Origin of the sequence: uncultured Roseobacter sp. (assembly GCF_947499265.1) — a bacterium.
Classification (GTDB): Bacteria; Pseudomonadota; Alphaproteobacteria; order Rhodobacterales; family Rhodobacteraceae; genus Roseobacter.
Window position 1 is genome coordinate 300,569 of the sequence record NZ_CANMNK010000005.1, and the last position, 24,004, is coordinate 324,572.

The window sequence follows — 24,004 nt, forward strand, 5'->3', positions numbered from 1 at the left end:
GTGACCTGCTTCACAGAGCAACAACTGAAACACTTTGCGCCCCTTTCAGACATTCCATTGAAACAAAGAAGCATCAGTTCTTGCTCATCCAAAACGCAAGTGAGTAAGCGCCATGACGATCCCTTTTAGACCTACCGAAACTGGTAATGCACCTATTGTCGCCCTGCATTCTTCTGCTTCAAGCAGCGGACAATGGCGGCAACTCGAAGCGGACCTCGAAGGCCGGTTTGAAGTGCTTGCATTTGACCTGCCCGGCTATGGTCGCGCGCCTTTGGCAAGTGACCCCTCTCGGACAGGTGCGGCAGGTTCTGCTGCCGCCGTCGTTCAGGAAATTGAGAAACTGGAGGGTGCTGTGCACCTCGTCGGTCACTCAAATGGCGGCGGCATTGCGATCAAGGTCGCGCTGATACGGCCCGACCTTGTCAAGAGCTTGACCGTCTACGAACCGGCTGCTTTTCACTTTCTGAAGCAGGGTAAGAATGCAAGCCAGCGCTTGTTTCAACAGATCCAAGGCATATCGGATCAGGTCGCGGCGGCTGCGGGGGAGGATGATGATGCAGCCGCCGCCGGGATGAAGCAATTTCTGGATTTCTGGAATGGCGAAGGGTTCTGGGACGGTCTCCCCGTTTCAGCCAGGCAAAGATTTGCGGGTCAGATCTCGTCGATCATGACCGATTTTTCCAACGGTTTCGCCGAAACCTGGGCGCTGAAGGATTTGTTCGGATTGGACATACCGACCTTGGTGATGACGGGGTTGGACTCTCCCGAAATCGCGCAACACGTCGCAATGGCTATTGCCAAAGCGCTTCCCAAAGCGCGTATCGCCCTCCTGCCGGAACTTGGGCATATGGCGCCGATCTTTCAGCCAGAATGGATCAATTCGAGAATTTTCGAACACGTGGCCACCGTGGAACGGCCAATCGTGACCTGCAGTTGGCCAAGTCAGGAAGCTGCATAACCCGTTCGCATTCTTCGGATGCAACACTCCACGAAACTGCTGGCATATTTCCAGCATAACACCCAAAGGATTTGAAAAAATGGGCATTCAAACATCTATCAATCATACGACCGATTACGCGGCCATCAAAGCGAAGCAAAATGTCGCCTGGGGGTCCGGGGACTACAGCAAAGTTGGCGTCACTCTTCAGATCACCGGTGAAGAGCTGGCCGAAGCCATGGATATGAAAGCGGACGCCAAGGTTCTGGATGTCGCCGCAGGGAATGGCAACGCGACCCTGGCCTTCGCCAGACGCTTTTGCAATGTCACCTCGACCGACTATGTCGAGGCCCTTTTGGAAGCCAGCAGCAGGCGCGCAGAAGCGGAAGGTCTGTTTGTCACCTATAAGGTCGCCGACGCGGAGAGCCTGCCATTTGAAGAACAGTCCTTTGACGCGGTCGTGTCCACGTTCGGGGTGATGTTCACGCCCAACCAGCACCAATCAGCCGCAGAGCTGCAGCGCATTGTAAAAACAGGTGGCAAGATCGGCATGGCCAGTTGGACACCGGAAAGCTTCGTCGGTCAGCTGTTCAAGACCATTGGGAAACATGTTCCACCGCCGGCTGGTGTAAACTCACCGGCTGTGTGGGGGAACGGCGCGTGGCTCGAAGAGGCCTTCGGCGGCACCTGTGAAATCCTTTCGTTCCAGCGCAAGAACTTTATGCTCCGCTATCGCGATGCAGAGCACTTCCTGGACTACTTCCGCACATTCTACGGCCCGATGCACAAGGCGTTCGAAGCACTTGATGCCAATGGGCAGGCGGCATTGCGCAGCGATGTTCTGGCGCTCGTCGAAAAGTTCGATGTCTCGACACATGAGTCCCTTTGCATCTCATCCGAATATGCCGAGGTCATTCTCGAACGTCTTTGAGACACCGGAATGTGTCGTCGATGCCCTTCTGCCACCAGCTGAAGGGCATCGGCCCACAACATGTAGTGGACAGGCTTGAATTGATCCAAAGAGAATTTGTAGTCTTCGGCAGAGGAGACCTCTCCTGATCTTGCTGTATTTGAAAAGGATTATTTGATGGCCGAACGCACGCTCTATGAGAAGTACGGGGGATTTTCGAAAGTCAGCAAGATCGTGCTCTCTTTTTATGACACCCTTCTGGACAACGATGAGATCGGCCATTTTTTTGACGACGTGGATATGTCCCGCATCGTTGATCATCAGACCAAGTTCATCGCATCTCTCCTGGGTGGTCCGGCCGCTTACACAGACAAGCAGCTGCGCCAGTTGCATTCTCATCTTGACGTCAACGACGCCCATTTCGATGAGCTTGAAGCCGTGCTGCGCGGCACGCTGCTTGAGCACGGTATGGCACCCGAAGACGTTGAGATTGTCGTTACGGAATTTGGGAAACGCCGCCCCTTGATTGTTAGGTGATCTATGAGCATTGAAGCCATCAACGAGCAGCTGCTCCGCGCCATCGGTGTCGGTGTCGCGCTCTTGGACCGCCAGACGCTCCAGTTCGGTTTCCGCAATGACACGTTCAACGACTGGTTCAGCAACGAAGACCAGCCCGGCCAATTGCAGCTGCTCTTCCCCGAGTTGGACGTTGATGCGCTGCGAGAAAGCCTGACGAGTAATGGGCGATATACATCTGAAATCAGGTTCAAAAAGAAACGCAGAACGCTGGTCATCGCGCTCGACTTCACGGCCGCAGATGAGGATGTCCTTGTTCTTGTCTGCCAGAATATCACCCGCATTAAAGAGTTGGAATCCATGATTGATTCCTACTCAATGATGGTTGAAAGGAACACGCGTGAGATCAAACGGGAAAAAGAGCAGGTGGAAAAACTCTTGCTCAACATCATGCCCCGGTCCGTCTACGAAGAGTACAAGACCTTCGGTGTCGTCACCCCGCAATTGTATAATCCTGTATCTGTTCTGATGCTCGATTTTGTCGGGTTCACCGATATGGTGGCCTCGCAAGATCCCAGTGTGACCGTCACCGAACTGAACGATATCTACAGCGCGTTTGACCGTATTGGCGAGCAATTCGGCTGTGAACGCATCAAGACAATTGGGGATGCCTATATCACCGTCGCGGGCCTGCCTGATCCAACACCGGATCATGCAAAGGCGATTGCCAACACGGCCATCCGATTTGTGCGCTACCTGACGCGCCGCAACCTGAGCCATCCGCATCAGTGGCGGTGCCGTATCGGCCTGTCTTCCGGTTCTGTGGTTGGTTCGGTCGTGGGGATTCAGAAGTATGTCTACGACATTTTTGGACCTGCCGTTAATCTGGCATCCCGGCTGCAGGAGTTCTCTGAGCCAATGGAGATCAGTGTTCAGAACGACGTAGCAGCTGTTCTCAAAGATCAGTTCGACCTTGAGAACCTGGGTCCAAGGGTGATCCGTGGGTTTAGTGAACAGGACGTCTGGCGGCTCACCGACAGCACTTGAGGTCGATGGATCCGACTTGGAGGCCAGACTGATCGGATTACCGCGCCAGGGCAAACGGCGGCTTCGCGGCGGTAGGTTGATTTAAGTACCACGCACCTCAGAGATGGACGTTTCGCCCAACCGTTGGACCAAGCTTTGTTCGATGTCCTCCAAAACGCTGGAGACGCGTTTGTGCAACGCATGCTCCACCGAGCACGCTGGCGCATCGGTGTCCTCGCTGCTGGCAACAAGCCGTTCATCAAGGGCAAGGTAGACATCTGCCAGCGTGATCGCTTCTGGCACACGCGCCAAACGCCAGCCCCCCGCATGTCCCTTTTCGGACGTCAGCAGCCCCGCTTCCCGAAGTCGGCCCAAGACACGCCGCACAACAACCGGGTTTGTCCCCGCATGTTCGGCAATATCGGCAGAGGTCCGGATCTTTTCGGGATCGCCAGCCATATGGCTGAGAGTGTGTAGCGCCAAAGAAAGGCGACTGTTTCGCTTCAAGGTATTTCTCCGCTCATTCTTTGCTTCACGTAACATTTTTTGTTGCGTGCATCTAGTAACTCCAGTAGTTGCGTGAAGATATTCACCCTACTTTTGGCAAATAGCATGTCTCCACAATACAGCCGCAATCTGGGACAAACGAGCCTTCGCAACAAGCGCCGCACCGGAGACCCGATGCAAGCCTATGACGCCTTGCCAACACCACTGCGTCGCTGGCTTTGTCAAGCCGCATTGCCTTGGTCACCTGTATCGGCCCGGAAAATCTGGCGCCGCGCGCAGGCGAAGGGTCTGAGCACAGACGAAGCGCTTGCCTTGTTGCGACGGGCCGAAATCCATACACTCGCCCGCGATAAGCGCGCGATCCGCCAGCCAATTCATCCCACAGAATGAGGAACTTCCATGTCGTTCATGACACGGCTCGCTGCTGCTGCCTTGCTTTCCCTATCAACAGCTCTGCCCCTTGCGGCACAGGAGGGGAGCCTGACAATCTCTGTTGGCTCCGGTCCGACGGCGGAAGTGCCCGACCCGCGGGCAGGATACAACGGTTGGATGTCGAACCAGACCGGGGTGACAGAGACGCTGATGGGCATCGACTACGAGTTGAACCTCTATCCGCGTTTAGCTGAAGGGCTCGAGCAAACCGCGCCGAACACATGGCACGTGACATTGCGCGAAGGGCTTCAGTTCCACGACGGCGCGCCGGTGACGGCGCAGGCTGTCGTGGATGCGATTGCGCCGATATCGGATGACACCCACGCCGGGCACAATGCCCGCATTGAAAACCTGCTCGATCTGAAATCGATATCGGCAGAGGGCGACGTCACTGTTGTGTTTGAGACGAACACTCCCAACGCCGCGTTCCCCTGGACGCTTGCAGAGCCCGGCATTGCCATTCTCGGTGCGGCGTCCGAGGACTTCCCGATCAACGCCACCGGTCCTTTCATTTTTCGGGAAGCCATCCCCGAACAGCTTTACCGTGTTGAAGCAAACGCTGACTATCGCCTTGGCACGCCGGGCCTGAGCGAGGTGCGCGTTATTGGCATCCCTGATCCTGGTGCAGCGGCGCTGGCCTTTGAGGCAGGTGAGGTCGATATGGTGATCAACTATCCTGAAACGGATTTTGCGCGCATTCAGGACACCGGCGCATTGGGGTTCTCTGCGCCGACGGCGCGGCTCTATTTTTTCACGGTGAATGCAGCCAGCGGCCCGATGGCAAACCCGTTGATCCGGCGCGCCATCTCGGCCGCGATTGACCGGCAGGGCATTGTGGACGCCGCCCTTTCGGGCGTTGGCGGCGTGCCCGCGGGCACCGTCTATCCCGCTGGGATGGGATGGGCTGCAGACATCGATCCGGTCTATGATCCGGCTCTGGCCGAACAGTTACTGGCAGAGGCCGGCGCAACCAAGGCGGGCGGTATCTGGATGCTGGATGACGCACCGCTGGAAATCGACATCGTGACCTACTCTTCCCGTGCCGCATTGCCGCCGACGGCGGAATTGACGCAAGCCTTCCTGCAGGCCATTGGCGTCACGGCGACCGTGCGCGTGGGCGAATACGGCGCGAGCAACGACGCGATCGCGGATGGCACAGCCGATTTGTTCCTGCAGGCTTGGGTGACAACGCCCCAGGGTGATCCTGCCGCAGTTCTGGAGGCGCTGTTGAAATCCACAGGTGGATCAAACGCGGGTGGCTACAATAACCCCGAACTGGATCAATTGCTCGCGGAGGGCCGCACGACCTTTGACAAGGCGGGCCGCGAAGCCATTTATGACCAGGTGCAGCAGATCATCGCGGCAGAGGCTGCCATGATCCCGGTCTTTCACGTGAGCCAGACCAATGTCGCGCGGGCGGGCCTCACTGGCTATGCCGTGCACCCGACCGAGACCTATTGGATCACCCATGAGACTGCCTTGACCGAATGACCATCTCCGTGACCGGCCTGAGCGCAACCCGCTCGGGCCGAACCATTCTGCATTCCACGAATATGGAGATCACGCCCGGCGAACGCGTCGGGCTTGTTGGCGCATCGGGGTCTGGCAAATCGACATTAGGCCACGCGCTGGTGGACACTCTGCGCGCGCAGGGTCAAAGCGTCGCGCATGTCCCGCAAAGCCCTGATGAGGCGCTCGATCCGATGCGATCCATGGCGTTTCATTGGCGCGAGGCGGAGGGCGCGCTGGACCTCCCAGCCGATAACTCCCGCCAACAAGGGCTCTTTTCCGCGCTACAGATCGAAGGCGGTGACCTGCGTAAACGCCCCTGGGGATGGAGCCGGGGGATGCAGCAGCGTTTTGTCATCGCTATGGCCCTCATCGGAACGCCAGACCTGTTGGTCATGGACGAGCCCACATCGGCGCTGGACCCTGTGGTGGCCGCGGGCACGATGGATCTGCTTGACGCTTATCTACCCAGTCGCAAGACGGCTTTGCTGCTGATTACGCATGATCTGGGCCTCGCCGCACTGCGTGTGAAGCGCCTGATGGTTATGGAGGCTGGTCGCATTGTGGAGGACGCGCCCACGGCGCAGGTCTTGTCTGCACCCAGGACCCAAGCGGCCAAGGCGCTTTGCGCCCATCGCAACTGGCTGGAACTGCCATGCTGAGTGTTGATCGGGTCTCTGTCCGGCGCGGCGCGAACATGGTCCTAGAGGATGTGTCCCTGTCGCTTGCACCGTCGCGAACGCTTGCGGTCGTCGGCGAGAGCGGGGCGGGAAAATCCACGGTGATCAACGCGGTCCTCGGGTTGGTCCCATGCGCCTCTGGCCAGATCACGTGGAACAATGCGCCCGTAGGCCTCAGTCGGCCGGCTCTTGTCATGCAAGAACCACGTGGTGCGTTCAATCCGCGTATGTCACTTCGCCTTTCCGTGATGGAGCCTGTGACAGCACGGGGGCGGGCAATAGACCAAAGCAGGCTCGACAGGCTTTGCAACGGGTTGGAGATTGCGCCGGACGTGCTCGACCGTCGTCCGACCGAAGTCTCCATCGGTCAGGCGCAACGCGCTGGCATTCTGCGCGCTCTGATCGCCGCCCCGCCTCTTGTTCTGTTTGACGAACCACTCTCGGCGCTGGACGCAGTCACGCAAAAGCATACCGCCCGCCTGATCGCCCAGATGCAGCTTGAGGAAGGGTTCGCAGCGCTGATCGTGACCCATGATCTGGGCTATGCCGCTGCCTTCGCGGACGACATCGCGGTGCTGCGGGCGGGGCGGATCGAAGAGGTGACCGCATCGAAAGCCTTTGTCGAGGCGCCTCAATCCAACTACGGCCAGATCTTGCGCGATGCGGCCTTCGCGCTTGGCGCCCTGGAACGTGTGGCGTGATCCGACTTATCGCGACCCTTTTCCTGCGTGCTGCTGTCGTGCTGGCAGGGGCGGCGCTGGCAACCTTTGCGCTGCTCTGGCACGCGCCCGGTGATCCGGCGCTGGCCATTGCGCTGGCCCGCTACGATGCGGTCGTCCCATCCGAGGTGGTCGATCTGGTCCGCACAAATGCTGGTTTGGACGCGGGGTTTTGGAAGGCGTTCCAAGCATGGATCGGTCCCTTGTTGGTTGGCGATTTTGGTAAATCGGCGGTGACCGGACGCGATGTCTGGCCAGAGCTTTTGAGCGCCATGTCTTATACCGTGCCGCTGGCCCTTGCGGGCTTGCTGATCGGCGTCAGTCTGTCCGTCCCGTTGGCCCTCCTGGCGACACGGCACCCCGGCGGTTGGCTGGATCGGTGTGCCGTGGGAGTGGCAACCATTGGTGCGGCCATCCCGGCCTATTGGCTGGGTCTGCTTTTGATCCTGCTTTTTGCAGTTCATTTGGGCTGGCTTCCGGCGATGGGCGCCCGAACTCCGGCGCATATCATCCTGCCTGCGCTCACATTGGGGCTCGGCGTCGCGGCATCGCTCACACGCATTTTACGCTCCGGTATCCTGGAGGCCCGAGGCCAGCCGTTCCTGCCCGCATTTCGGCGGCGCGGTGTGGCGGGGCGCTACATTGAACGTGACCACGTTGCCCCGCATGCCGCGATCCCGGTCGTTACCGTCTTTGGCCTTGAGCTGGCGCTTCTTCTGGAGGGCGCGGTCATGGTCGAGGTGATCTTTGCCCGTCCCGGCCTTGGCAGCTTTCTGGTGAATGCCATCGAGGCCCGCGATTTTCCCAAGGTTCAGGCCGTTGTGATCCTTGCAGCGCTGCTTTTCGTATCCGTTAACCTGCTGATTGATCTGATCTATCGCACGCTGGACCCCCGGATCGGAGAACACGATGCGTAGTGTGATCATCCTCGCATTGATCCTTGTGACAGTTGCGCTCATCGGGCCCATGCTCGCCCCGCATGACCCGGCACAGATCGACATTCCCAACCGTCTCAGCGCCCCCGGTGCTGAATGGGTGCTGGGAACCGATGCCCTTGGGCGCGATATCCTGTCGCGCCTGTTGCATGGCGCGCGCTGGTCCCTTGGTCTCGCTTTCCTGATTTCCATCATCGGGCTTATCGTGGGCACGCTGATGGGTCTTGTCGCGGCACTTGGTGGCAAACTTGCAGACTGGGTGGTGATGCGTACCACCGACACATTTCTGGCTTTCCCCGACCTCGTAGCCGCCGTTGTCATCGCCGGGGTGCTCGGAGCAGGTACCGGCAGCTTGATCTTTGCTCTGACCGTGACCGGCTGGATGCGCTATGCTCGGGTCGCACGCGGGATTGGCCTGTCCTTAAAAACCCGGGGGTATGTCGTTCAGGCGCGGCTCGCCGGCCTATCGCCGCTCGCCATTGCGCGCTGGCACTACCTGCCGTCGCTCCTACCGTCGCTCACCGTTGTTTGGACCGGGATGTTCGCGCGCGCCATCCTTGGCATCTCGGCCCTTGGTTTTCTGGGGTTTGGGGTGCAACCACCGATGCCCGAATGGGGCACCATGCTGCTGGACGCACGCATTCATATGCGCTCAACTCCACTGCAAATGATCTGGCCCGGGCTCGCGGTGGTGACTTGCGTTCTGGCCATCAACCTGGCCGGGGATGCCCTGCGCGACGCGCTGGCCGAACAGGAGCACCATGCATGACGAACCCGGAGCGGCCCGGCTTTGGCCTGCGGATATCCTCCAGACGGCCAATCGATTTTCGATCTGAGCAGCATCCGGTCGAAGTGAGCGCTGTGCGAAGAAGTGCCTCTGAACTTGACCTGGCGCCAGACATAGAGACCTAAGCCAGAGATGAACGGCCAACACACGTTCAAGCTACATGTGCCAGCTTAACCAGTAGCCACACGTATGCCGCGAGCAGGACTGTGCGCAGCCACTCCGCGTAGGGAAGAGACCAGATCCACCAACCGATGGCGTAAGCGCCAACTGCCAGAATAACCCAGACCAGAGGCGCAACACTTCCGACGACATGAACCAAGGTCTTGCTGCCTGCCGCGATCGGACTCAGGTTCTTACCGTCAATGCTGTCAGGTATCTTGGGAGTTCTGCCGAGCAGTGCAAATGTCGCTATGGCGTCCCAGTTTTGCTCCACCAGCGCGGCTCCATGCGCCCCACGGCAGATCGGCTGCGCAACCACGATATGCTGCCCGGGCGTGAAGCCATTATGTCCTGCGGAACCGATGTCCTGCAGGCGCAGATCCTGAAATGCCTTGGGGAAGAAGGCCACAACCCAATCCGCTGTCGCCCTGATGTTTAGCAGGCGCTTTACCTGATCGGGTCTTGCCGACCAGTCGAACCTCCTGCTCACGACGCTGCCCGCAAACACGACATTCTCAAACCGGCATAAGGGATATGATGCCAGTGCCTTGGCCAATAGATAGGTTCCGTTTGAGTGGCCAATATAGGAAAATGAGGCATTGGGATAACGAGCCACGGCCTCACCGTACTGATCCATCAACCATTCGACCTTGCTGCGTCTGCCAGCGGGGCGTAAGAACTCGGCGATGGGGAAATAGCCGTAGCTGGACGTTTCGGTCGCCACGCGCGCTTTGCGTTTTTCGCGCTTAGCAAGCTCCACCACTCGGCGGGCAACCTTATGGGTCCAATATCCTTTGTCGCGAATACCGTGAATGACGAAGACGACGTCGGTCACAGAATTGTCCTGATCAAATGGCATCTCATCCGAGGGTATAATCTCTACATCGCGGAGCCTCTCGCGCGTCCAGGTAAGCGCTTTGGCTAAAACGGCTCGACGCGCTTCACCCATGGTTTGGGGTCCGTCAGGCGCAGCGTCAGGAACCGGACGACTGCCACTCGCGGAGGCTCCCATTTCTATGACGTTCGCGTGCCCGGAAAACGGGACATCCAGATAAACAAAATCGCTTCCAGCAACGAGGTCGATGTTGTCCTCAGGGGAGACCATGTCGTCGACCGAACCGAGCAGTTGAATAGTCAGCGCTGCCCCCGGATAGTCGCCAGGCTGGCGAGCCCATTGCCGCATCCAGAGCCACTGAAGTCGAAGATTTGTAATGAAGGGAGCGCCTTTTCTGATCTGGGCGATGAGCGGTGTCAGTCCGAAAAGCTGCAGGAGTTGTATAAGGATCACCCCAGGCACCCACATCAGCGCCGTTGTTATGGAAAGGTGATGACTCAGCCTCCAGCCTCGATTCATCCCGGCCAGCAGCACAATCCGCGAGACTTTGTCAGCCCAGTCTAGAGGCTTTTTCCGCCCATGCCTCAGGGAAGTTTCACTATGCTCTTCGTCGCGGCTATCTTCTTTCAGCCCGGGTGCTCTGTCGTGATCACCACACGCAACTATATAGGCATGACGTGCAATGAGACCGCCAAGACTATGCCCAATGAAGACGATATCTTCGTAGCCTCCGCTCTTGTCCCAAGCTGCGGTTACCTCGCTGATGATCTGCGTTGTGATATCTTCGACGCGCGCAAACGAAAGCAGTCCCGCTGGCATAGCCGGGATCAGGATGTCCGCCTCCGCGAAGGTATCCTCGACGCTCTCTGCATGGTCTACGAAACATCCGCGAATGGTCCTGGAAACATCTCGTACGCTGGATGTCGTCCCGTTGTAGGAATGCAGGATCACAACAAGCCTACGCGATTGGCTGGAACTGGTCAGAAACTTTGATACCCCTGCCATCAAATAGTTCCTTGTGATTAAATGATCTTTCTCAATTCATATGAATACCGTTAGCGTACTGGCGCTGCGTTTTCTATGGCGCAGTGCATTCCTAACAAATCCGCATCCAGACAAACTCCCTGATCAAATCGACCTAAACTGCCCCATTGGAGCGCACGTCAGACACCACAATGTGCGGCGCACCCTGTTTGCAAAAAGAAACGGTTTTGGTCATCTTTGCACATATGGAATTTCTGGACGTTACCCATAATGGTTTTCTGGTCGCAATGTCTTGCGTTGTCGCCCTTGTGGCCGGCTTCACCGGGCTTTCGCTCACCCGTGACCTGTCGGAAAAGCCGATGTTTCAAAAAAAGATGTCTATTGCGCTTGCATCGATTGCTTTGGGTGGCGGCATTTGGGCAATGCATTTCATCGCGATGTTGGGGCTGCAGCTTCCGATCCTGTTCTACTATGACGCCGCGATTACGCTTGTTTCGGCATTGTCTGCGATTTTGCTTGTCGGGGCGGCCTTGATCCTGATGCACTTTGCCGAGCGGACCCCTGCCATCATTTCAATTGCAGGCGGAATTGTGGGCATCGGCATTTTGGTGATGCATTACATCGGCATGGCAGGCTTGGAGCTGTGCCGGGCGATCTACACGACATCAGGTGTCATCGTCTCGTCATTCGTCGCCATCGGGCTTTGTGTTCTGGCTTTCTGGATTGCCTATGGCCAAAGGACAAACCGCAACATCGTCTTGGGCACGCTGTGCTTTGCCATTGCCGTGTGCTCGGTGCACTTTTTGGCGATGGCCGGAACCCGCTTTGTTGCTGACCCCAGCCTCTCGGAGTTTGGCCCGTCGATGAGCAATGAGACTCTGGCGCTTGGGGTCATCTTTTTCAGCTTTGTCATCTTCGGTGCGTGCCTTTGGGTCAGCGTTACCTATCTGGTTGTTTCGCCTGAGAGAGAGAGAGGCCTTCCGGAACCGTCAGCCTTGCACGAAGCGGATCCGACCGCGATGTTGCAAATCCCCTGCGAGCGGGACGGCAGCAAGGTTTTCATCGCGCCCAACGACGTCTCGTTTGTCCGTGCTGACGGCCACTATACACAAGTCTACACGGAGAAAGAGCGGCTCTTTTGCGTCTGGCCAGTGACCGAAGCGACGAAGCGACTGGTCCCAGCTGGATTTCTGAAAACCCATCGCAGCTATCTCGTGAACCCGCGGCGCGTCGCGCGATTTGAGCGGACCAAGGACAAGGGGCGCTGCGTCTTCGAGGGCCCCGATTTGCCACCGGCACCTGTCAGCCGTTCGAAGCTGAAGGCGATACAGGACGCCTTGGCATCGCAGATCGGCGCAGTTCGTGCGACCTAGGGCGCATTTCGTGCAAAATACCTGTTTTTCATTGATTTTCTAAAGCCGCCGCACGCCGGCGTATGCACTACTTCCCCTAAGCCAGATCAATCGCTTTTAGGGAGGAGAGCCGATGATTCCAGCGGCATTTGAATACTATCGACCACAAGATATGGCCGGGGTTCTTGCCATTCTTGAGGAGCATGGTGACGACGCCCGTGTCATGGCGGGCGGGCACAGCCTGATCCCGATGATGAAGCTGCGCATGGCCGAGGTGCCGCATCTGATCGACTTGCAGGACGTCGGTGGCATGTCGGGCATCGAGGTTGGTACCGACAGCATCCGCATCGGCGCGATGGTCACGCAATCGGACATCATTGACGACGCGAGCCTGGCCGCTGCCGCCCCGATCCTGCGCGAAGCCGCCTTGCAGATTGCCGACCCGCAGGTCCGCTATATGGGCACGGTCGGGGGCAATGTCGCAAACGGCGATCCGGGCAATGACATGCCCGGCCTGATGCAATGCCTTGACGCGCGCTTCACTTTGGTCGGCGCTGATGGTGAACGCGACGTTCCGGCCCGCGATTTCTATGAAGCGGCTTATATGACCGCGCGGGAGGACGAGGAAGTTCTGACCGCCGTGACGATCCCCCTGCCCAAAGGCGGCTATGCCTACGAAAAGCAAAAGCGCAAAATCGGGGATTATGCGACGGCTGCCGCAGCGGTGCAGATCACCAAAGAGGGTGATGTTTGCGCCTCCGCCGCGATTGCGATGACGAACCTCAGCGACACGCCGGTCTATTCGGAAGCTGCTGGCGCGGCGCTTGTTGGAACTGCGCTGGACGATGCTGCGTTGACAGCCGCGGCCGCCGCGATGCTGAACGACATCGACCCGACCGAGGACAATCGCGGCCCCATCGCATTCAAGAAACACGTGGCTGGCGTCATCCTGCGCCGCGCCATCCTGCGCGCCTGGTCGCGTGCTTAAGGGAGGGATCACATGCCTGACAAAATGCACATCAAGCTCAACGTGAACGGCAAGGATGAGGAGTTCCTCGCCGAACCGCGCGAATTGCTGATCTACACGCTGCGCGAGCGGCTGAACATCACAGGGCCACATATCGGGTGCGAGACGTCGCATTGCGGGGCCTGCACCGTGACCATCGACGGCAAATCGGTGAAATCCTGCACCATGTTCGCAGCCCAGGCCAGCGGCAAGTCGGTCACCACCATCGAAGGTATCGGCGGCCCCGATGACCTGCACCCGCTGCAAGAAGCGTTCAAGGAACATCACGGGCTGCAGTGCGGCTATTGCACGCCCGGCATGATCACGCGAGCCACAAAACTTCTGGAAGAAAACCCCAATCCGACCGAGGAAGATATCCGTTTCGGCATGGCGGGCAACATCTGCCGCTGCACCGGCTACCAGAACATCGTGAAATCCATTCAGGCCGCTGCCGCTGAGATGAATGCTGCCGCCGCCTCAAGCAGCGAAGCGGTAGGCAATAAAACAGTGGAGGCCGCAGAATGAAAGACGAAGTAGAAAACCGCGAAGATCGCGTCGCCAACCTCAAAGGCATGGGCTGCTCGCGCAAGCGGGTCGAAGATGCTCGTTTTACTCAGGGCAAGGGCAACTATGTGGACGACATCAAGCTCGACGGCATGCTGTTCGGTGATTTCGTCCGCTCGCCCTATGCCCATGCGCGGATCAAGAGCGTCGATACCGCTGCGGCGCTGGAAGTGCCAGGTGTGCTGGCCGTTCTGACCGCTGCTGATCTTGAGCCGCTGGGCCTGCACTGGATGCCAACGCTTGCGGGTGACAAGCAGATGGTGCTGGCCGATGGCAAGGTTCTGTTTCAGGGACAGGAGGTCGCCTTTGTTGTGGCCGAAGACCGTTATGCTGCCGCCGATGGTATCGAGTTGGTTGAGGTTGAGTATGAAGAACTGCCGGTCATTGTCGATCCATTTGAGGCTTTGCAATCCGATGTGGTTTTGCGCGAGGATCTGGTGGGTGAGGATGGTTCGTTGCCCGATGGCGCACACGGACCGCGCAAACATCACAACCACATCTTCACCTGGGAGGCAGGGGATAAGGAACCGACCGAAGAAGTCATCGCCAACGCTGAGGTCGTGGCCGATGAGTCCATGTACTACCACCGCACCCACCCCTGCCCGCTGGAGACCTGCGGTTGCGTGGCCTCGATGGATAAGGTCAATGGCAAGCTGACGCTGTGGGGTACGTTTCAGGCACCGCACGCAATCCGTACAGTTGTGTCCCTGATCTCGGGGATCGAAGAACACAATATCCGAGTGATCTCTCCCGACATCGGGGGGGGCTTCGGCAACAAGGTGGGCGCCTATCCGGGCTATGTCTGCTCGGTCGTGGCCTCCATAGTCACCGGTAAGCCGGTGAAATGGATCGAAGACCGCATGGACAACCTGATGACCACTGCCTTTGCGCGGGATTATCACATGACGGGTAAAATCTCCGCCACCAAAGAAGGCAAGATCACCGCGTTGCAATGTCATGTGACTGCTGATCATGGCGGGTTTGACGCCTGTGCCGACCCGACCAAATTTCCGGCAGGCTTCATGAACATCTGCACCGGGTCCTATGACATCCCGACCGCCTACCTGGAGGTCGATGGCGTCTATACCAACAAGGCCCCTGGCGGCGTCAGCTATCGCTGTTCTTTCCGGGTGACGGAGGCGGTGTATTTCATCGAACGTATGATCGAAGTGCTCGCCATTGAGCTCGACATGGACGCGGCAGAGCTGCGCCGGATCAACTTCATCAAGAAGGAGCAATTTCCCTATACCGCCGCCCTCGGCTGGGAGTATGACAGCGGCGATTATCACACCGCATGGGACAAGGCGCTTACGACGGTCGACTACGAGGGGCTGCGCGCCGAACAGGCGCAGCGGGTCGAGGATTTCAAAGCTGGCAAGACCCGCAAGCTCATGGGGATCGGTCTCAGCTTCTTTACCGAAATTGTCGGCGCGGGGCCGGTCAAGAATTGCGACATCCTTGGGCTGGGCATGTTTGACAGCTGCGAAATTCGCATCCACCCGACAGGGTCCGCGATTGCGCGTCTGGGCACCATTTCCCAAGGTCAGGGGCATGCCACGACGTTTGCGCAAATCCTGGCCTCGGAGATCGGCCTGCCTGCAGATAGCATCACCATCGAGGAAGGCGATACCGATACCGCACCCTACGGTCTGGGCACTTACGGGTCTCGCTCCACGCCCGTCGCCGGCGCGGCGACAGCCATGGCCGGGCGCAAGATTCGCGCCAAGGCGCAGATGATCGCGGCCTATCTGCTCGAAGTCCACGACAATGATGTGGAATTCGACGTGGACCGATTTGTCGTCAAAGGCGCGCCGGAGAAGTTCAAGACAATGAAGGAAATCGCCTTCGCCGCTTACAATCAGGCGATCCCGGGGATTGAACCGGGGCTGGAGGCGGTCAGCTACTATGACCCACCCAACATGACCTACCCGTTCGGTGCTTACGTCTGCGTCATGGACATCGACGTCGACACCGGCGTGCCGGAAATCCGCCGCTTCTATGCGCTGGATGACTGCGGCACGCGGATCAATCCGATGATCATCGAAGGTCAGGTGCATGGCGGTCTGACCGAAGCGCTTGCCGTCGCGCTGGGACAGGAGATCGCCTATGACGACATGGGTAACGTGAAAACCGGCACGCTGATGGACTTCTTCCTGCCGACCGCCTGGGAAGTGCCCAACTACGAGACCGACTTCACCGTCACCCCAAGCCCGCATCACCCGATCGGGGCCAAGGGTGTCGGAGAAAGCCCACATGTGGGCGGGGTGCCGTGTTTCTCGAACGCGGTGCAGGATGCCTTCCGCCCCTTCGGCAACCGGCACACCAACATGCCGCATGACCATTGGCGGATCTGGCGGACGGCGAATGAGCTGGGCTTGCACGACTGAGGAAACTAATGTGGGCATCCGGGCCTGCGGGTGCCCACCGCGCGGGATTTGAGAATGACTTGGACCGATCTACAAACCGCTCTGGCAGCGGATGGGTATGTTGCATCTGACGATCTGACGGTTGCGATGCATCTGGCATTGACGCTTGACCGGCCTTTGCTGCTGGAAGGGGCTGCGGGCGTGGGCAAAACCCAACTCGCCAGCAGCATGGCAACGCTGCGCGATACCAAACTGATCCGCTTGCAATGCTATGAGGGGTTGGATGCCGCGCAGGCGATCTATGAGTGGAACTACCAGCGGCAGCTTCTGACGATCCGCGCCGCCGCTGAAGACGGCGAAACCGGGCAATCGGTTGAGGCGCGCATCTTTTCGCGTGAGTTTCTGCTGGAGCGTCCCCTGCTGGCCGCGATCACGCAAGACACGCCTCCCGTTCTGCTGATTGACGAGATTGACCGCGCCGACGAGGAATTCGAAGCCTATCTGCTGGAAATCCTTTCCGAATTTCAAATCACGATCCCGGAGCTTGGTACCGTCTCGGCGACAACCAAACCCATCGTGATCCTCACCTCCAACGGCACGCGCGATTTGTCGGATGCGCTGCGCCGCCGCTGCCTTTACGCCTATGTGGACTATCCCGACCGGGAGACCGAACTCGCGATCCTCAACGCCCGCTGTCCAGGCGTTGAGGCACGGTTGGGCGAACAGATCGTGGGGTTTGTGCAGAAACTGCGCGCGGAAGATCTGGAGAAAACGCCCGGTATTGCCGAAACGCTCGACTTCGCCGTCGCTCTCATGGGGCTTGGCATCGCGGATCTGACGGAGGATCCGGCGGCATTGCAACACACGCTCAGCACCTTGCTGAAGACCCAAAGCGACCGCGCCCATATCACCCCAGAGGTCGCAGGCCGCATCGCCGGGCGCGCCGCATGAGCCGCGTCACCCGCTTTGCAGGTCGTGATCCCGGCCCTGCAGCGCGGGTCGTTGGGTTCATGGCGCATCTGCGGGAAAACGGATTGCGCCTTGGTGTGTCCGAAACTGATCTCGCGCTGGCTGCCTTATGTGAGGTGGACGCGAGCCTGCCAGAACACAGCCGTCAGGCTTTGAAAGCGGTCTGTACGGGGTGCAAAGAAGAGATCGACCAGTTTGACGCGCTTTTTGACAGCTATTGGTTGGACGCGGGCCGCGTGAAACAGAAGATCGTGCAAACCCCGGCCGTAAAGGACGATGACGGCGTACATTCGTCCCGCGAAGCGCAAGGCGATGACGCCAGCGGAGCCGGGTCAGTGAATGCGCCCGATGGCGGTGAAGGTGAGGCCGAAAGCGAGGGCGAAGGCCGGTTGATTGCGACGGAGGTGCGCAATCTGATGCGCAAAGACCTGCGGGATCTGGTCCGCCCCGAAGACATCGCAGAGGCGGAAGGGGTCGCGCGCCGGTTGGGCGCCGCCCTGCGCGACCGCCGGTCCCGCCGCCGGATCGCCGCGCGCAAGGGGGACCGGTTGCATTTTCGCAGGACCATCCGCGCCAGCCTTGCGACCGGAGGCGAGCCGGTGCGGTTGCTACACAAACACCGCCCCGACCGACCCCACAAGATTGTGGCGCTGTGCGATGTCTCGGGCTCGATGACGGTCTATGCGCAGGTGTTTCTGGCATTTCTGGCCGGGCTCATGCGCAGTGATCCCACGGCAGATGCCTATCTGTTCCACACCCGTCTGGTCCGCATCACCGAAGCCCTGCGCGACAAGGATACCCTGCGTGCAATTGGACGCATGTCATTGATGGCGGACGGTTTTGGTGGCGGGTCCGAAATCGGGCCGTCTCTGGCTCGCTTTGCCAGAACCTACGCCAAGCGCTTTGTCGATGGACGCAGTGTCGTCATGATCCTTTCGGACGGCTACGACACGGCCCCGCCCGACGTTCTGGACGCGGCCCTCGAAGACTTGAAAAAGCGCGGCTGCAAGATCATCTGGCTCAACCCGTTGAAAGGGTGGCGCGATTACGCGCCCGTCGCGGCGGGCATGGCGGCGGCGCTCCCGCATCTTGATCTCTTTGCCTCCGCCAACACGCTGGACGATCTGGCCGCCCTTGACCGGGAGTTGACAGCGCTATGACACCAGCAGAAATCCTTTCCTCTGATCTGGCCGAAGCGGCGGAAACCCTGCGCGCACAAGGTGAGCCCTTTGCCTTTGCAACCATCGTCCGCACCGCCGGGGCGACAGCGGCCAAGCCCGGCGCAAAAGCCCTGCTGAGCAGCGATGGCACCATTCTGGAGGGCTGGCTTGGCGGTGGCTGCACGCGCGGTGCTGTCAAACGCGCGGCTGTCGAGGCCTTTAAAACAGGGGCGCCGCAACTGGTGTCGGTCGCTCCGGAAGAGCTGCTGGCCGAGAAGGGGATCACCGCCGGGGAGGAGGTGGACGGCACGCGCTTTGCCCGCAATGGCTGCCCCTCGCGTGGCAGTATCGATATTTTCATCGAGCCTTGCCTGCCAATGCCGGTACTGACGGTCGTTGGAAACTCGCCGGTGGCCAACGCTTTGTCAGCACTTGCGCCCAGTTTTCACTGGGACATTAAAAGCGTGCTCGAAGACACCATTACCCACCAACGCCATGCGGTGGTCGTTGCGACACAAGGCCAAGGGGATTTGGACGCGCTCCTGGCCGCATTGCAGGCCAAACCGAATTTCATCGCCTTTGTCGGCAGCCAAAAGAAATTCGCGGTTCTGGCGGACAAGCTGCGCAAGGCCGGGGTCGGCGACGCGCCGATCGCAACCATCAAAGCACCTGCCGGCATAGACATCGGAGCCGTAACCCCGGAGGAAATCGCACTTTCGATTTTGGCCGAACTGGTGCAGCAGAGACGCCGCGTCTTTCAAGGCAAAGCCGATGACTGATGTCGCCGCGATCATTCTGGCGGCGGGTCAATCGCGCCGTATGGGCGATCAGAACAAGCTGCTCCTGCCCATCTCCGGCATGCCAATGATCCGACATGTTGTCCTGCAATATCGTGCGGCAATCACAGGGCCGATTGTTGTCGTCACGGGGTATGACGCCGCCAGGATTGTAAGCGCGCTTGAAGATATCGACGTTGCCTTTGCGTTCAATCCTGACCACGAGACAGGCCAGCAAACCTCGGTTGCCTGCGGGCTGCGTGCCTGTCCGTCGGCGGAACTGGTGCTGATCGGATTAGGGGATCAGCCGCTCTTGAACGCAGGTGACATCAGCTCACTTCTTCAGGCGCATATCGCAGGCGATCCCGCCAAAATCTCCATACCCATTAAGGGCGACAAACGCGGCAATCCCATCGTGATCCCGAAAACACTTCAGCCGCGTCTACTGGAAGACCCTGACCGTCCCGGGTGCATGCGCTTCACCCGTGAAAACCCGGATCTGGTGCAGCGACATGCGCTGAAAGCACACGGGTTTTATACCGATGTCGATACACCCGACGCCTATCAGGCGCTGCTGGCCCGAAAGGAAACCGTGCAATGAAAAACTGGATGAACATCCTGCGCCGCCTGCGCCAAAAAATCGCTTTGACGCCGGAACAAGCAGACCACATCAGATTCCCCTGTTGTTAGCAAAGGACATATCATGGAACTCGCCGACGAAGTCATCATCAACGCTCCGAAAGACCGCGTCTATGCCGCGCTGAATGATCCGGAAGTCTTGCAGCAATGCATCCCCGGCTGTGAGGAGTTGGTCAAACACTCTGATACCGAGCTTGCCGCCAAAGTTGTCCTGAAGGTGGGGCCTGTGAAGGCGCGCTTTAGCGGCGACGTGCAGTTGGACACAGCGGGCGCGCCAGATGCGTTTTCGCTCACCGGCCAGGGCAATGGTGGCGCTGCGGGCCATGCCAAAGGCGGCGCAGATGTCACGCTCACCGCTGACGGAGATCAGACCATCCTGCGATATGAAGCCAAGGCCGAGATCGGTGGCAAGCTTGCCCAACTGGGAAGCCGTCTGATCCAAGGTACAGCCAAAAAGCTGGCCGCGAAGTTCTTCAAGTCATTTGCTGACGTGGTCAATGAAGACGCAACTGTCTAAGCGATTGGCTAGGCCGACCACGCGTCGGATGTCCTTGTCATGACAGCCCGCCTCGCTTTTGGTTGAAAGGGAGCCAAGCGCAATGCTGGCTCCCTCGCGTTTTTTGGAGCAAGCGGGGCGATGACCAGATACCCTTTAAACGAATGGGATGATCGCGATCTCCATCTTCACGCAACGCGGACTTCAAGTCGCCATCTGGCGGCGCGTCGGTGACCCCGGTTGATGCAACCCTCAACATGAATGCCACTTACCATCTTGGTGTTAGCCGTCAGTCTGAAGGCAAAAGGTAGTCATTTGTGAACCAACTTGAGACATCCGGCAATTCGGTCAGTTGTCTGCCGTCCTCGCCACGCAAAATGCCCGTCTCGAACAAAAACTGTGTGATATTCACGAACATCTCTTCGTCGATCAGACCTACCGGTTCGCCGGGGTCTTGCAGAAATCCGCCCTCGACCAGCGCCACCATCGAGGCGTGTACAAGGTCGGGATTCGACATCATCCCGGCGGTTTCGGCAATCAGTATATCAGCAGCCTCTGCAGGGTTGTTGGCGGCGAATTGATAGCCACGCTGCGCGGCTTGCACGAACGCGTGGGCGGCGTCGGGGTTTTGCTTTAGCCAAGTGCCATTGCCGCCCAAAAATGTCGTATGCTGGTCCGGAACGCCGAAGTCGGCATAGCGAAAGGCGCGTTGCGGACGATCCAGCAGCACCGAGTTCACGCCTTCCCACGTGCTGACCTCCAGCGTGAAATCCACGCTGCCATTGGCCAACGCTTCATAAGCCGACGTCCCCAATGTAACAGTATCGAAAACCCCTTCGCCGCCGTCGTTGCGGATGATGGTTGAAATCAACGCCTCCTCCCACGCGCTGCCGAAACCCGCATAGGTCATCCCATCCAGATCTGCAGGGCGCTGAATGTCCTCGCGTTCGCCGTTAAAGACCAACCGCCCGGCCTCATGCTGTACGACTGCCAAAACGACAGTCATATCCGCACCGCTCGCCCGCTGGCTGTGAAAACCCACGGCACTGAGAATCCCAAACTCGGCCACTCCGGTGGCCACAAGGGTGCCGGAGGATGTATCCGTATAAGGCAGGATATCGACAACAAGACCCGCGTCCTCAAACCAACCTTTGGCCTGCGCCACATATAGACCGACATGATTGGTGTTTGGTGTCCAGTCGAGGGCAACAGTCAGGCGTTCCTGCGCCCAGGCAGGCAAACTCACACAAAGCAAGGCGGCTGCAATCAGGTGTTTCATATCTGGTCTCCGGTTTGATTGAGTAAAATGTCGAGAAGATGCGCCTCCAGGGCGTGGGCTTCGGCTGTGATGGCGCGGTCCATGCGCGGACGTGCGGTTGGCACGGCAACTTCGGCGATCACGCATGCGGGCCGACACGACAGCACATAGATGCGGTCGGAAAGTGCTACGGCCTCGCGGACATCATGGGTGACCAGCACCGTGGTCCAGCGCGCATCACGCCAGCGTTCTTCGAACCACTTCTGCATCCGTGTACGCGTCAGCGCGTCCAGCGCGCCGAAAGGCTCATCCAGCAATTGCACGGGCCGCGCCTGCACGACCGTGCGCAAAAGAGCCGCCCGCTGTCGCATCCCACCCGACAGTTGTGCCGGGTAGTGCTGCTCGAACCCGATCAATCCGAAGTCATGAAGAAACAGCATAACGCGGTCGCGCGCATCCTTGCGGGTCATGCCCTGCACCTCCAGCCCCAAGGTCAGATTGTCGAGGATGCGCCGCCAGGGCATCAGCGCGTCACGTTGCGGCATAAACGCAAATCCCTGCTGATTTTGCGCCAACGGGCGCCCGTTGCAGGTGATCGCGCCACGGTCATGCTGCAATGCCCCGGTCAACAGCCGGAAAATGGTGGACTTCCCGGCACCGGACGGGCCAAGGATTGATATGAATTCGCCTTCGGCCACCCGCATCGAAATGTCGTCCAGCACCGCGGTGTTGCCTAAGGTGACACCGACGTTTTTCATCTCGAGAATGCTCATCTGCCATCTCCCAGGTCGCGCCAGCGCAGGAAGATGCGTTGCAGTAGCGCGGTGATGGCGAACAACACCAGCGTCAGGGCCGAACTGATGACAACGGCCGCCAGCACGAGGTCAGGTCGAAAGCTGTTCTTGGCGTTCAGAATCACAATGCCCAGGCCCGCGCGGGCGCCGACATATTCCGCAAAGATTGCCGCCACGACCGCATAGGTGATCGAAATACGCAGCCCTGCAAAGAAATACGGCATTGCAGATGGCAACCGCGCGCGGCGAAACACTGTGCGGCGTGAGGCGCCCATGGCGCGCAGCAAGTCTTCAATTTCGGGGTCGGTGGCAGCGTATCCATCCAGCAGGGCCACCAACATCGGGAAGAACGTCACAAGCGTCACCAGCAATATTTTTGGTGTCAGATCGAAACCGAACCACAACACGACCAAAGGCGCGATGGCGACAAGCGGCAACGTCTGGCTCACCACAAAAATCGGAAGCAGCGCGCGGCGCACACGCGGTGTGAAATCCAGCACAACTGAGAAGACAAAGGCCACCGTAAGCGACAGGGAAAACCCGGCGAGCGTGGCTTTAACGGTCGGAACCGTGTTGTGCCACAGAATGGCGCGGTTCAGCACCATCTGATCCAGCACCCGCGAAGGTGCAGGCAACACGAGCGGGGATATCCCCGAGACGCGAACGTAAAGCTCCCAGATCGCGAAGGCGCTGACCAGACTCAGGACGGCGGGAAAGCCACGGGTAAGACCTTCGCCGGGACGGCGAGGCAATGGGCGCTGCATCTGTTCAGCGCTTGGATGGACTGTTGGCGGATACCGTCAAATCAATCGTGACATGCCCATTGGGGGGGCCGAACTGGCAAAATGCCTGCTTCAGAGTGGCAAAGACCGGGCCTGCATCACCCGCGAGGCGCGTGCAGAAGTTTTTCGACCGATCAAAGGTACCGCTTTGCTTGAGGAATTCGATACAGCCCATGATCTCAGCCATGTGATCGCCTGCCCCCATCACATACAAGGAGAACTGCGCATCCGCCGCCTGACCCTTTTGCGGTGTCGCAGCGATGGCCGTTAGCGCGTTCTGTTGGCGTGACGCCAGCGGCTCTGACGGGTTGGCAAGCGCTCCTGTCTGGCAGATCGGGTCATCAGGCTCACCGGGACAGCCGCGTGACAGGGTAGCGCGCAGCACAACATGCTTGCCCGAAGCCGCCGCCGCTGCGTAAAGGTCACGCAACGCAGGAAACAGCACCTCGGGCGGTCCGACGATCAGGGTTGAAATATCATCGGTTTCGATCCGCAATCTGTCGCGCCACGGATCAAGGGCGCTTAGCGATGATAGAATGAGATCAACAAACCCGTCTGTCATCGGGTAAAGGGAAACTTGCGCGCCTGCAAACATTTCTGTCCTCCTTGCTACGCTGGCATTATCCAGATCAGCTTTGAGGGTCCGAGGGCATGCGCCCGCATCTCAGCCGCGGCTCTACGCGGCTCCCCTGTGGTGCCTTTTTCGTGTCAGATCGACGGAAGAAATGCAAGACCAACCAACCGGTTGGGCTTGATGTTTATTTCTGTAAAAAGAGTTGCCACATCATCAAATGAGGCCGCGCCCCAAGATGCTGCCGTTGAGGCTGGCCTCATAGACAACAACAAAATCCACCTCAGGTCACATCAACGCCCACGTTTTGTGGTAGCGTTGGGCGGCAAGGTGTT

General features: G+C 58.9%; 25 protein-coding genes and 1 riboswitch. Of the genes, 19 read left to right on the forward strand and 6 right to left on the reverse strand.

Annotated features, from left to right (window positions below; translation table 11 throughout):
* Window positions 1-112: 112 nt before the first annotated feature.
* From Q1A63_RS15610 to Q1A63_RS15625, 4 genes are all read left to right on the forward strand, one after another.
* On the forward strand, window positions 113-958 hold the full coding sequence (locus tag Q1A63_RS15610; protein WP_298974079.1) for an alpha/beta hydrolase: 846 nt from the start codon (window positions 113-115) through the stop codon (window positions 956-958).
* Between the two features lie 79 nt (window positions 959-1,037).
* On the forward strand, window positions 1,038-1,868 hold the full coding sequence (locus tag Q1A63_RS15615; RefSeq protein ID WP_298974081.1) for a class I SAM-dependent methyltransferase: 831 nt from the start codon (window positions 1,038-1,040) through the stop codon (window positions 1,866-1,868).
* Between the two features lie 156 nt (window positions 1,869-2,024).
* Window positions 2,025-2,384, forward strand: coding sequence for a group 1 truncated hemoglobin (locus Q1A63_RS15620; protein WP_298974083.1), 360 nt, complete (start codon window positions 2,025-2,027; stop codon window positions 2,382-2,384).
* A gap of 3 nt (window positions 2,385-2,387) precedes the next feature.
* Window positions 2,388-3,410, forward strand: a complete 1,023-nt coding sequence (locus tag Q1A63_RS15625) for an adenylate/guanylate cyclase domain-containing protein (RefSeq protein WP_298974086.1) — start codon at window positions 2,388-2,390, stop codon at window positions 3,408-3,410.
* Between the two features lie 81 nt (window positions 3,411-3,491).
* Here Q1A63_RS15625 and Q1A63_RS15630 read toward each other — a convergent pair whose 3' ends face one another.
* Window positions 3,492-3,896, reverse strand: coding sequence for an Rrf2 family transcriptional regulator (locus tag Q1A63_RS15630; RefSeq protein WP_298974087.1), 405 nt, complete (start codon window positions 3,894-3,896; stop codon window positions 3,492-3,494).
* Between the two features lie 72 nt (window positions 3,897-3,968).
* On the opposite strand from Q1A63_RS15630, the gene Q1A63_RS15635 reads away from it, so the two are divergent.
* From Q1A63_RS15635 to Q1A63_RS15660, 6 genes are read left to right on the forward strand one after another with little or no spacing between them, the layout of a single operon-like run.
* Window positions 3,969-4,286 (forward strand): DUF6525 family protein, encoded by a 318-nt coding sequence (locus Q1A63_RS15635; RefSeq protein ID WP_366524370.1) that lies wholly within the window; start codon window positions 3,969-3,971, stop codon window positions 4,284-4,286.
* 9 nt (window positions 4,287-4,295) lie between these two features.
* Window positions 4,296-5,819, forward strand: coding sequence for an ABC transporter substrate-binding protein (locus Q1A63_RS15640; protein ID WP_299632211.1), 1,524 nt, complete (start codon window positions 4,296-4,298; stop codon window positions 5,817-5,819).
* On the forward strand, window positions 5,816-6,499 hold the full coding sequence (locus Q1A63_RS15645) for an ATP-binding cassette domain-containing protein (RefSeq protein WP_298974090.1): 684 nt from the start codon (window positions 5,816-5,818) through the stop codon (window positions 6,497-6,499). The genes Q1A63_RS15640 and Q1A63_RS15645 overlap by 4 nt, the downstream gene beginning before the upstream one ends.
* Window positions 6,493-7,218, forward strand: a complete 726-nt coding sequence (locus Q1A63_RS15650) for an ATP-binding cassette domain-containing protein (RefSeq protein ID WP_298974108.1) — start codon at window positions 6,493-6,495, stop codon at window positions 7,216-7,218. Before Q1A63_RS15645 ends, Q1A63_RS15650 begins: the two co-directional genes overlap by 7 nt.
* Window positions 7,215-8,153 carry an ABC transporter permease gene (locus Q1A63_RS15655; RefSeq protein WP_298974110.1) on the forward strand — a complete coding sequence of 313 codons (939 nt, stop codon included), beginning with the start codon at window positions 7,215-7,217 and terminating at the stop codon, window positions 8,151-8,153. Before Q1A63_RS15650 ends, Q1A63_RS15655 begins: the two co-directional genes overlap by 4 nt.
* Window positions 8,146-8,940 carry an ABC transporter permease gene (locus Q1A63_RS15660; protein ID WP_298974112.1) on the forward strand — a complete coding sequence of 265 codons (795 nt, stop codon included), beginning with the start codon at window positions 8,146-8,148 and terminating at the stop codon, window positions 8,938-8,940. The genes Q1A63_RS15655 and Q1A63_RS15660 overlap by 8 nt, the downstream gene beginning before the upstream one ends.
* Before the next feature lie 169 nt (window positions 8,941-9,109).
* On the opposite strand, the gene Q1A63_RS15665 is transcribed toward Q1A63_RS15660, so the two are convergent.
* Window positions 9,110-10,957, reverse strand: coding sequence for a hypothetical protein (locus Q1A63_RS15665; protein WP_298974115.1), 1,848 nt, complete (start codon window positions 10,955-10,957; stop codon window positions 9,110-9,112).
* 224 nt (window positions 10,958-11,181) lie between these two features.
* Here Q1A63_RS15665 and Q1A63_RS15670 point away from each other — a divergent pair, with 224 nt between their 5' ends.
* The 9 genes from Q1A63_RS15670 (at window position 11,182) to Q1A63_RS15710 (ending at window position 20,285) form a co-directional block, all read left to right on the forward strand.
* Window positions 11,182-12,309 carry an MHYT domain-containing protein gene (locus Q1A63_RS15670; RefSeq protein WP_298974119.1) on the forward strand — a complete coding sequence of 376 codons (1,128 nt, stop codon included), beginning with the start codon at window positions 11,182-11,184 and terminating at the stop codon, window positions 12,307-12,309.
* Between the two features lie 112 nt (window positions 12,310-12,421).
* Window positions 12,422-13,276 (forward strand): xanthine dehydrogenase family protein subunit M, encoded by an 855-nt coding sequence (locus Q1A63_RS15675; RefSeq protein WP_298974121.1) that lies wholly within the window; start codon window positions 12,422-12,424, stop codon window positions 13,274-13,276.
* Window positions 13,277-13,288: 12 nt separating this feature from the next.
* Window positions 13,289-13,819 carry a (2Fe-2S)-binding protein gene (locus tag Q1A63_RS15680; protein WP_298974124.1) on the forward strand — a complete coding sequence of 177 codons (531 nt, stop codon included), beginning with the start codon at window positions 13,289-13,291 and terminating at the stop codon, window positions 13,817-13,819.
* A complete protein-coding gene (locus Q1A63_RS15685; protein WP_299632212.1) occupies window positions 13,816-16,245 on the forward strand; it encodes an aerobic carbon-monoxide dehydrogenase large subunit in 2,430 nt (809 codons plus the stop codon). Before Q1A63_RS15680 ends, Q1A63_RS15685 begins: the two co-directional genes overlap by 4 nt.
* Window positions 16,246-16,299: 54 nt before the next feature.
* Window positions 16,300-17,175 (forward strand): MoxR family ATPase, encoded by an 876-nt coding sequence (locus tag Q1A63_RS15690; protein ID WP_298974128.1) that lies wholly within the window; start codon window positions 16,300-16,302, stop codon window positions 17,173-17,175.
* Window positions 17,172-18,353 (forward strand): VWA domain-containing protein, encoded by a 1,182-nt coding sequence (locus Q1A63_RS15695; RefSeq protein ID WP_298974131.1) that lies wholly within the window; start codon window positions 17,172-17,174, stop codon window positions 18,351-18,353. The genes Q1A63_RS15690 and Q1A63_RS15695 overlap by 4 nt, the downstream gene beginning before the upstream one ends.
* Window positions 18,350-19,132: an XdhC family protein gene (locus tag Q1A63_RS15700; protein WP_298974133.1), complete on the forward strand. Its 783-nt coding sequence runs from the start codon at window positions 18,350-18,352 to the stop codon at window positions 19,130-19,132. Before Q1A63_RS15695 ends, Q1A63_RS15700 begins: the two co-directional genes overlap by 4 nt.
* Window positions 19,125-19,730, forward strand: coding sequence for a nucleotidyltransferase family protein (locus Q1A63_RS15705; protein ID WP_298974135.1), 606 nt, complete (start codon window positions 19,125-19,127; stop codon window positions 19,728-19,730). Before Q1A63_RS15700 ends, Q1A63_RS15705 begins: the two co-directional genes overlap by 8 nt.
* 102 nt (window positions 19,731-19,832) lie before the next feature.
* Entirely contained in the window at window positions 19,833-20,285 is a 453-nt protein-coding gene (locus Q1A63_RS15710; RefSeq protein WP_298974139.1) for a carbon monoxide dehydrogenase subunit G, read from the forward strand.
* Between the two features lie 268 nt (window positions 20,286-20,553).
* Here Q1A63_RS15710 and Q1A63_RS15715 read toward each other — a convergent pair whose 3' ends face one another.
* From Q1A63_RS15715 to Q1A63_RS15730, 4 genes are all read right to left on the reverse strand, one after another.
* Complete coding sequence (locus Q1A63_RS15715) at window positions 20,554-21,543, reverse strand: ABC transporter substrate-binding protein (RefSeq protein WP_298974142.1); 990 nt, start codon at window positions 21,541-21,543, stop codon at window positions 20,554-20,556.
* Window positions 21,540-22,295 carry an ABC transporter ATP-binding protein gene (locus tag Q1A63_RS15720; protein WP_298974143.1) on the reverse strand — a complete coding sequence of 252 codons (756 nt, stop codon included), beginning with the start codon at window positions 22,293-22,295 and terminating at the stop codon, window positions 21,540-21,542. Before Q1A63_RS15720 ends, Q1A63_RS15715 begins: the two co-directional genes overlap by 4 nt.
* Window positions 22,292-23,080: an ABC transporter permease gene (locus Q1A63_RS15725; protein WP_298974144.1), complete on the reverse strand. Its 789-nt coding sequence runs from the start codon at window positions 23,078-23,080 to the stop codon at window positions 22,292-22,294. The genes Q1A63_RS15720 and Q1A63_RS15725 overlap by 4 nt, the downstream gene beginning before the upstream one ends.
* 4 nt (window positions 23,081-23,084) lie before the next feature.
* Window positions 23,085-23,693, reverse strand: coding sequence for a YkoF family thiamine/hydroxymethylpyrimidine-binding protein (locus Q1A63_RS15730; protein ID WP_298974146.1), 609 nt, complete (start codon window positions 23,691-23,693; stop codon window positions 23,085-23,087).
* A riboswitch (TPP riboswitch) is annotated at window positions 23,687-23,799 on the reverse strand. Its footprint overlaps the gene before it by 7 nt.
* Window positions 23,800-24,004: the final 205 nt, after the last annotated feature.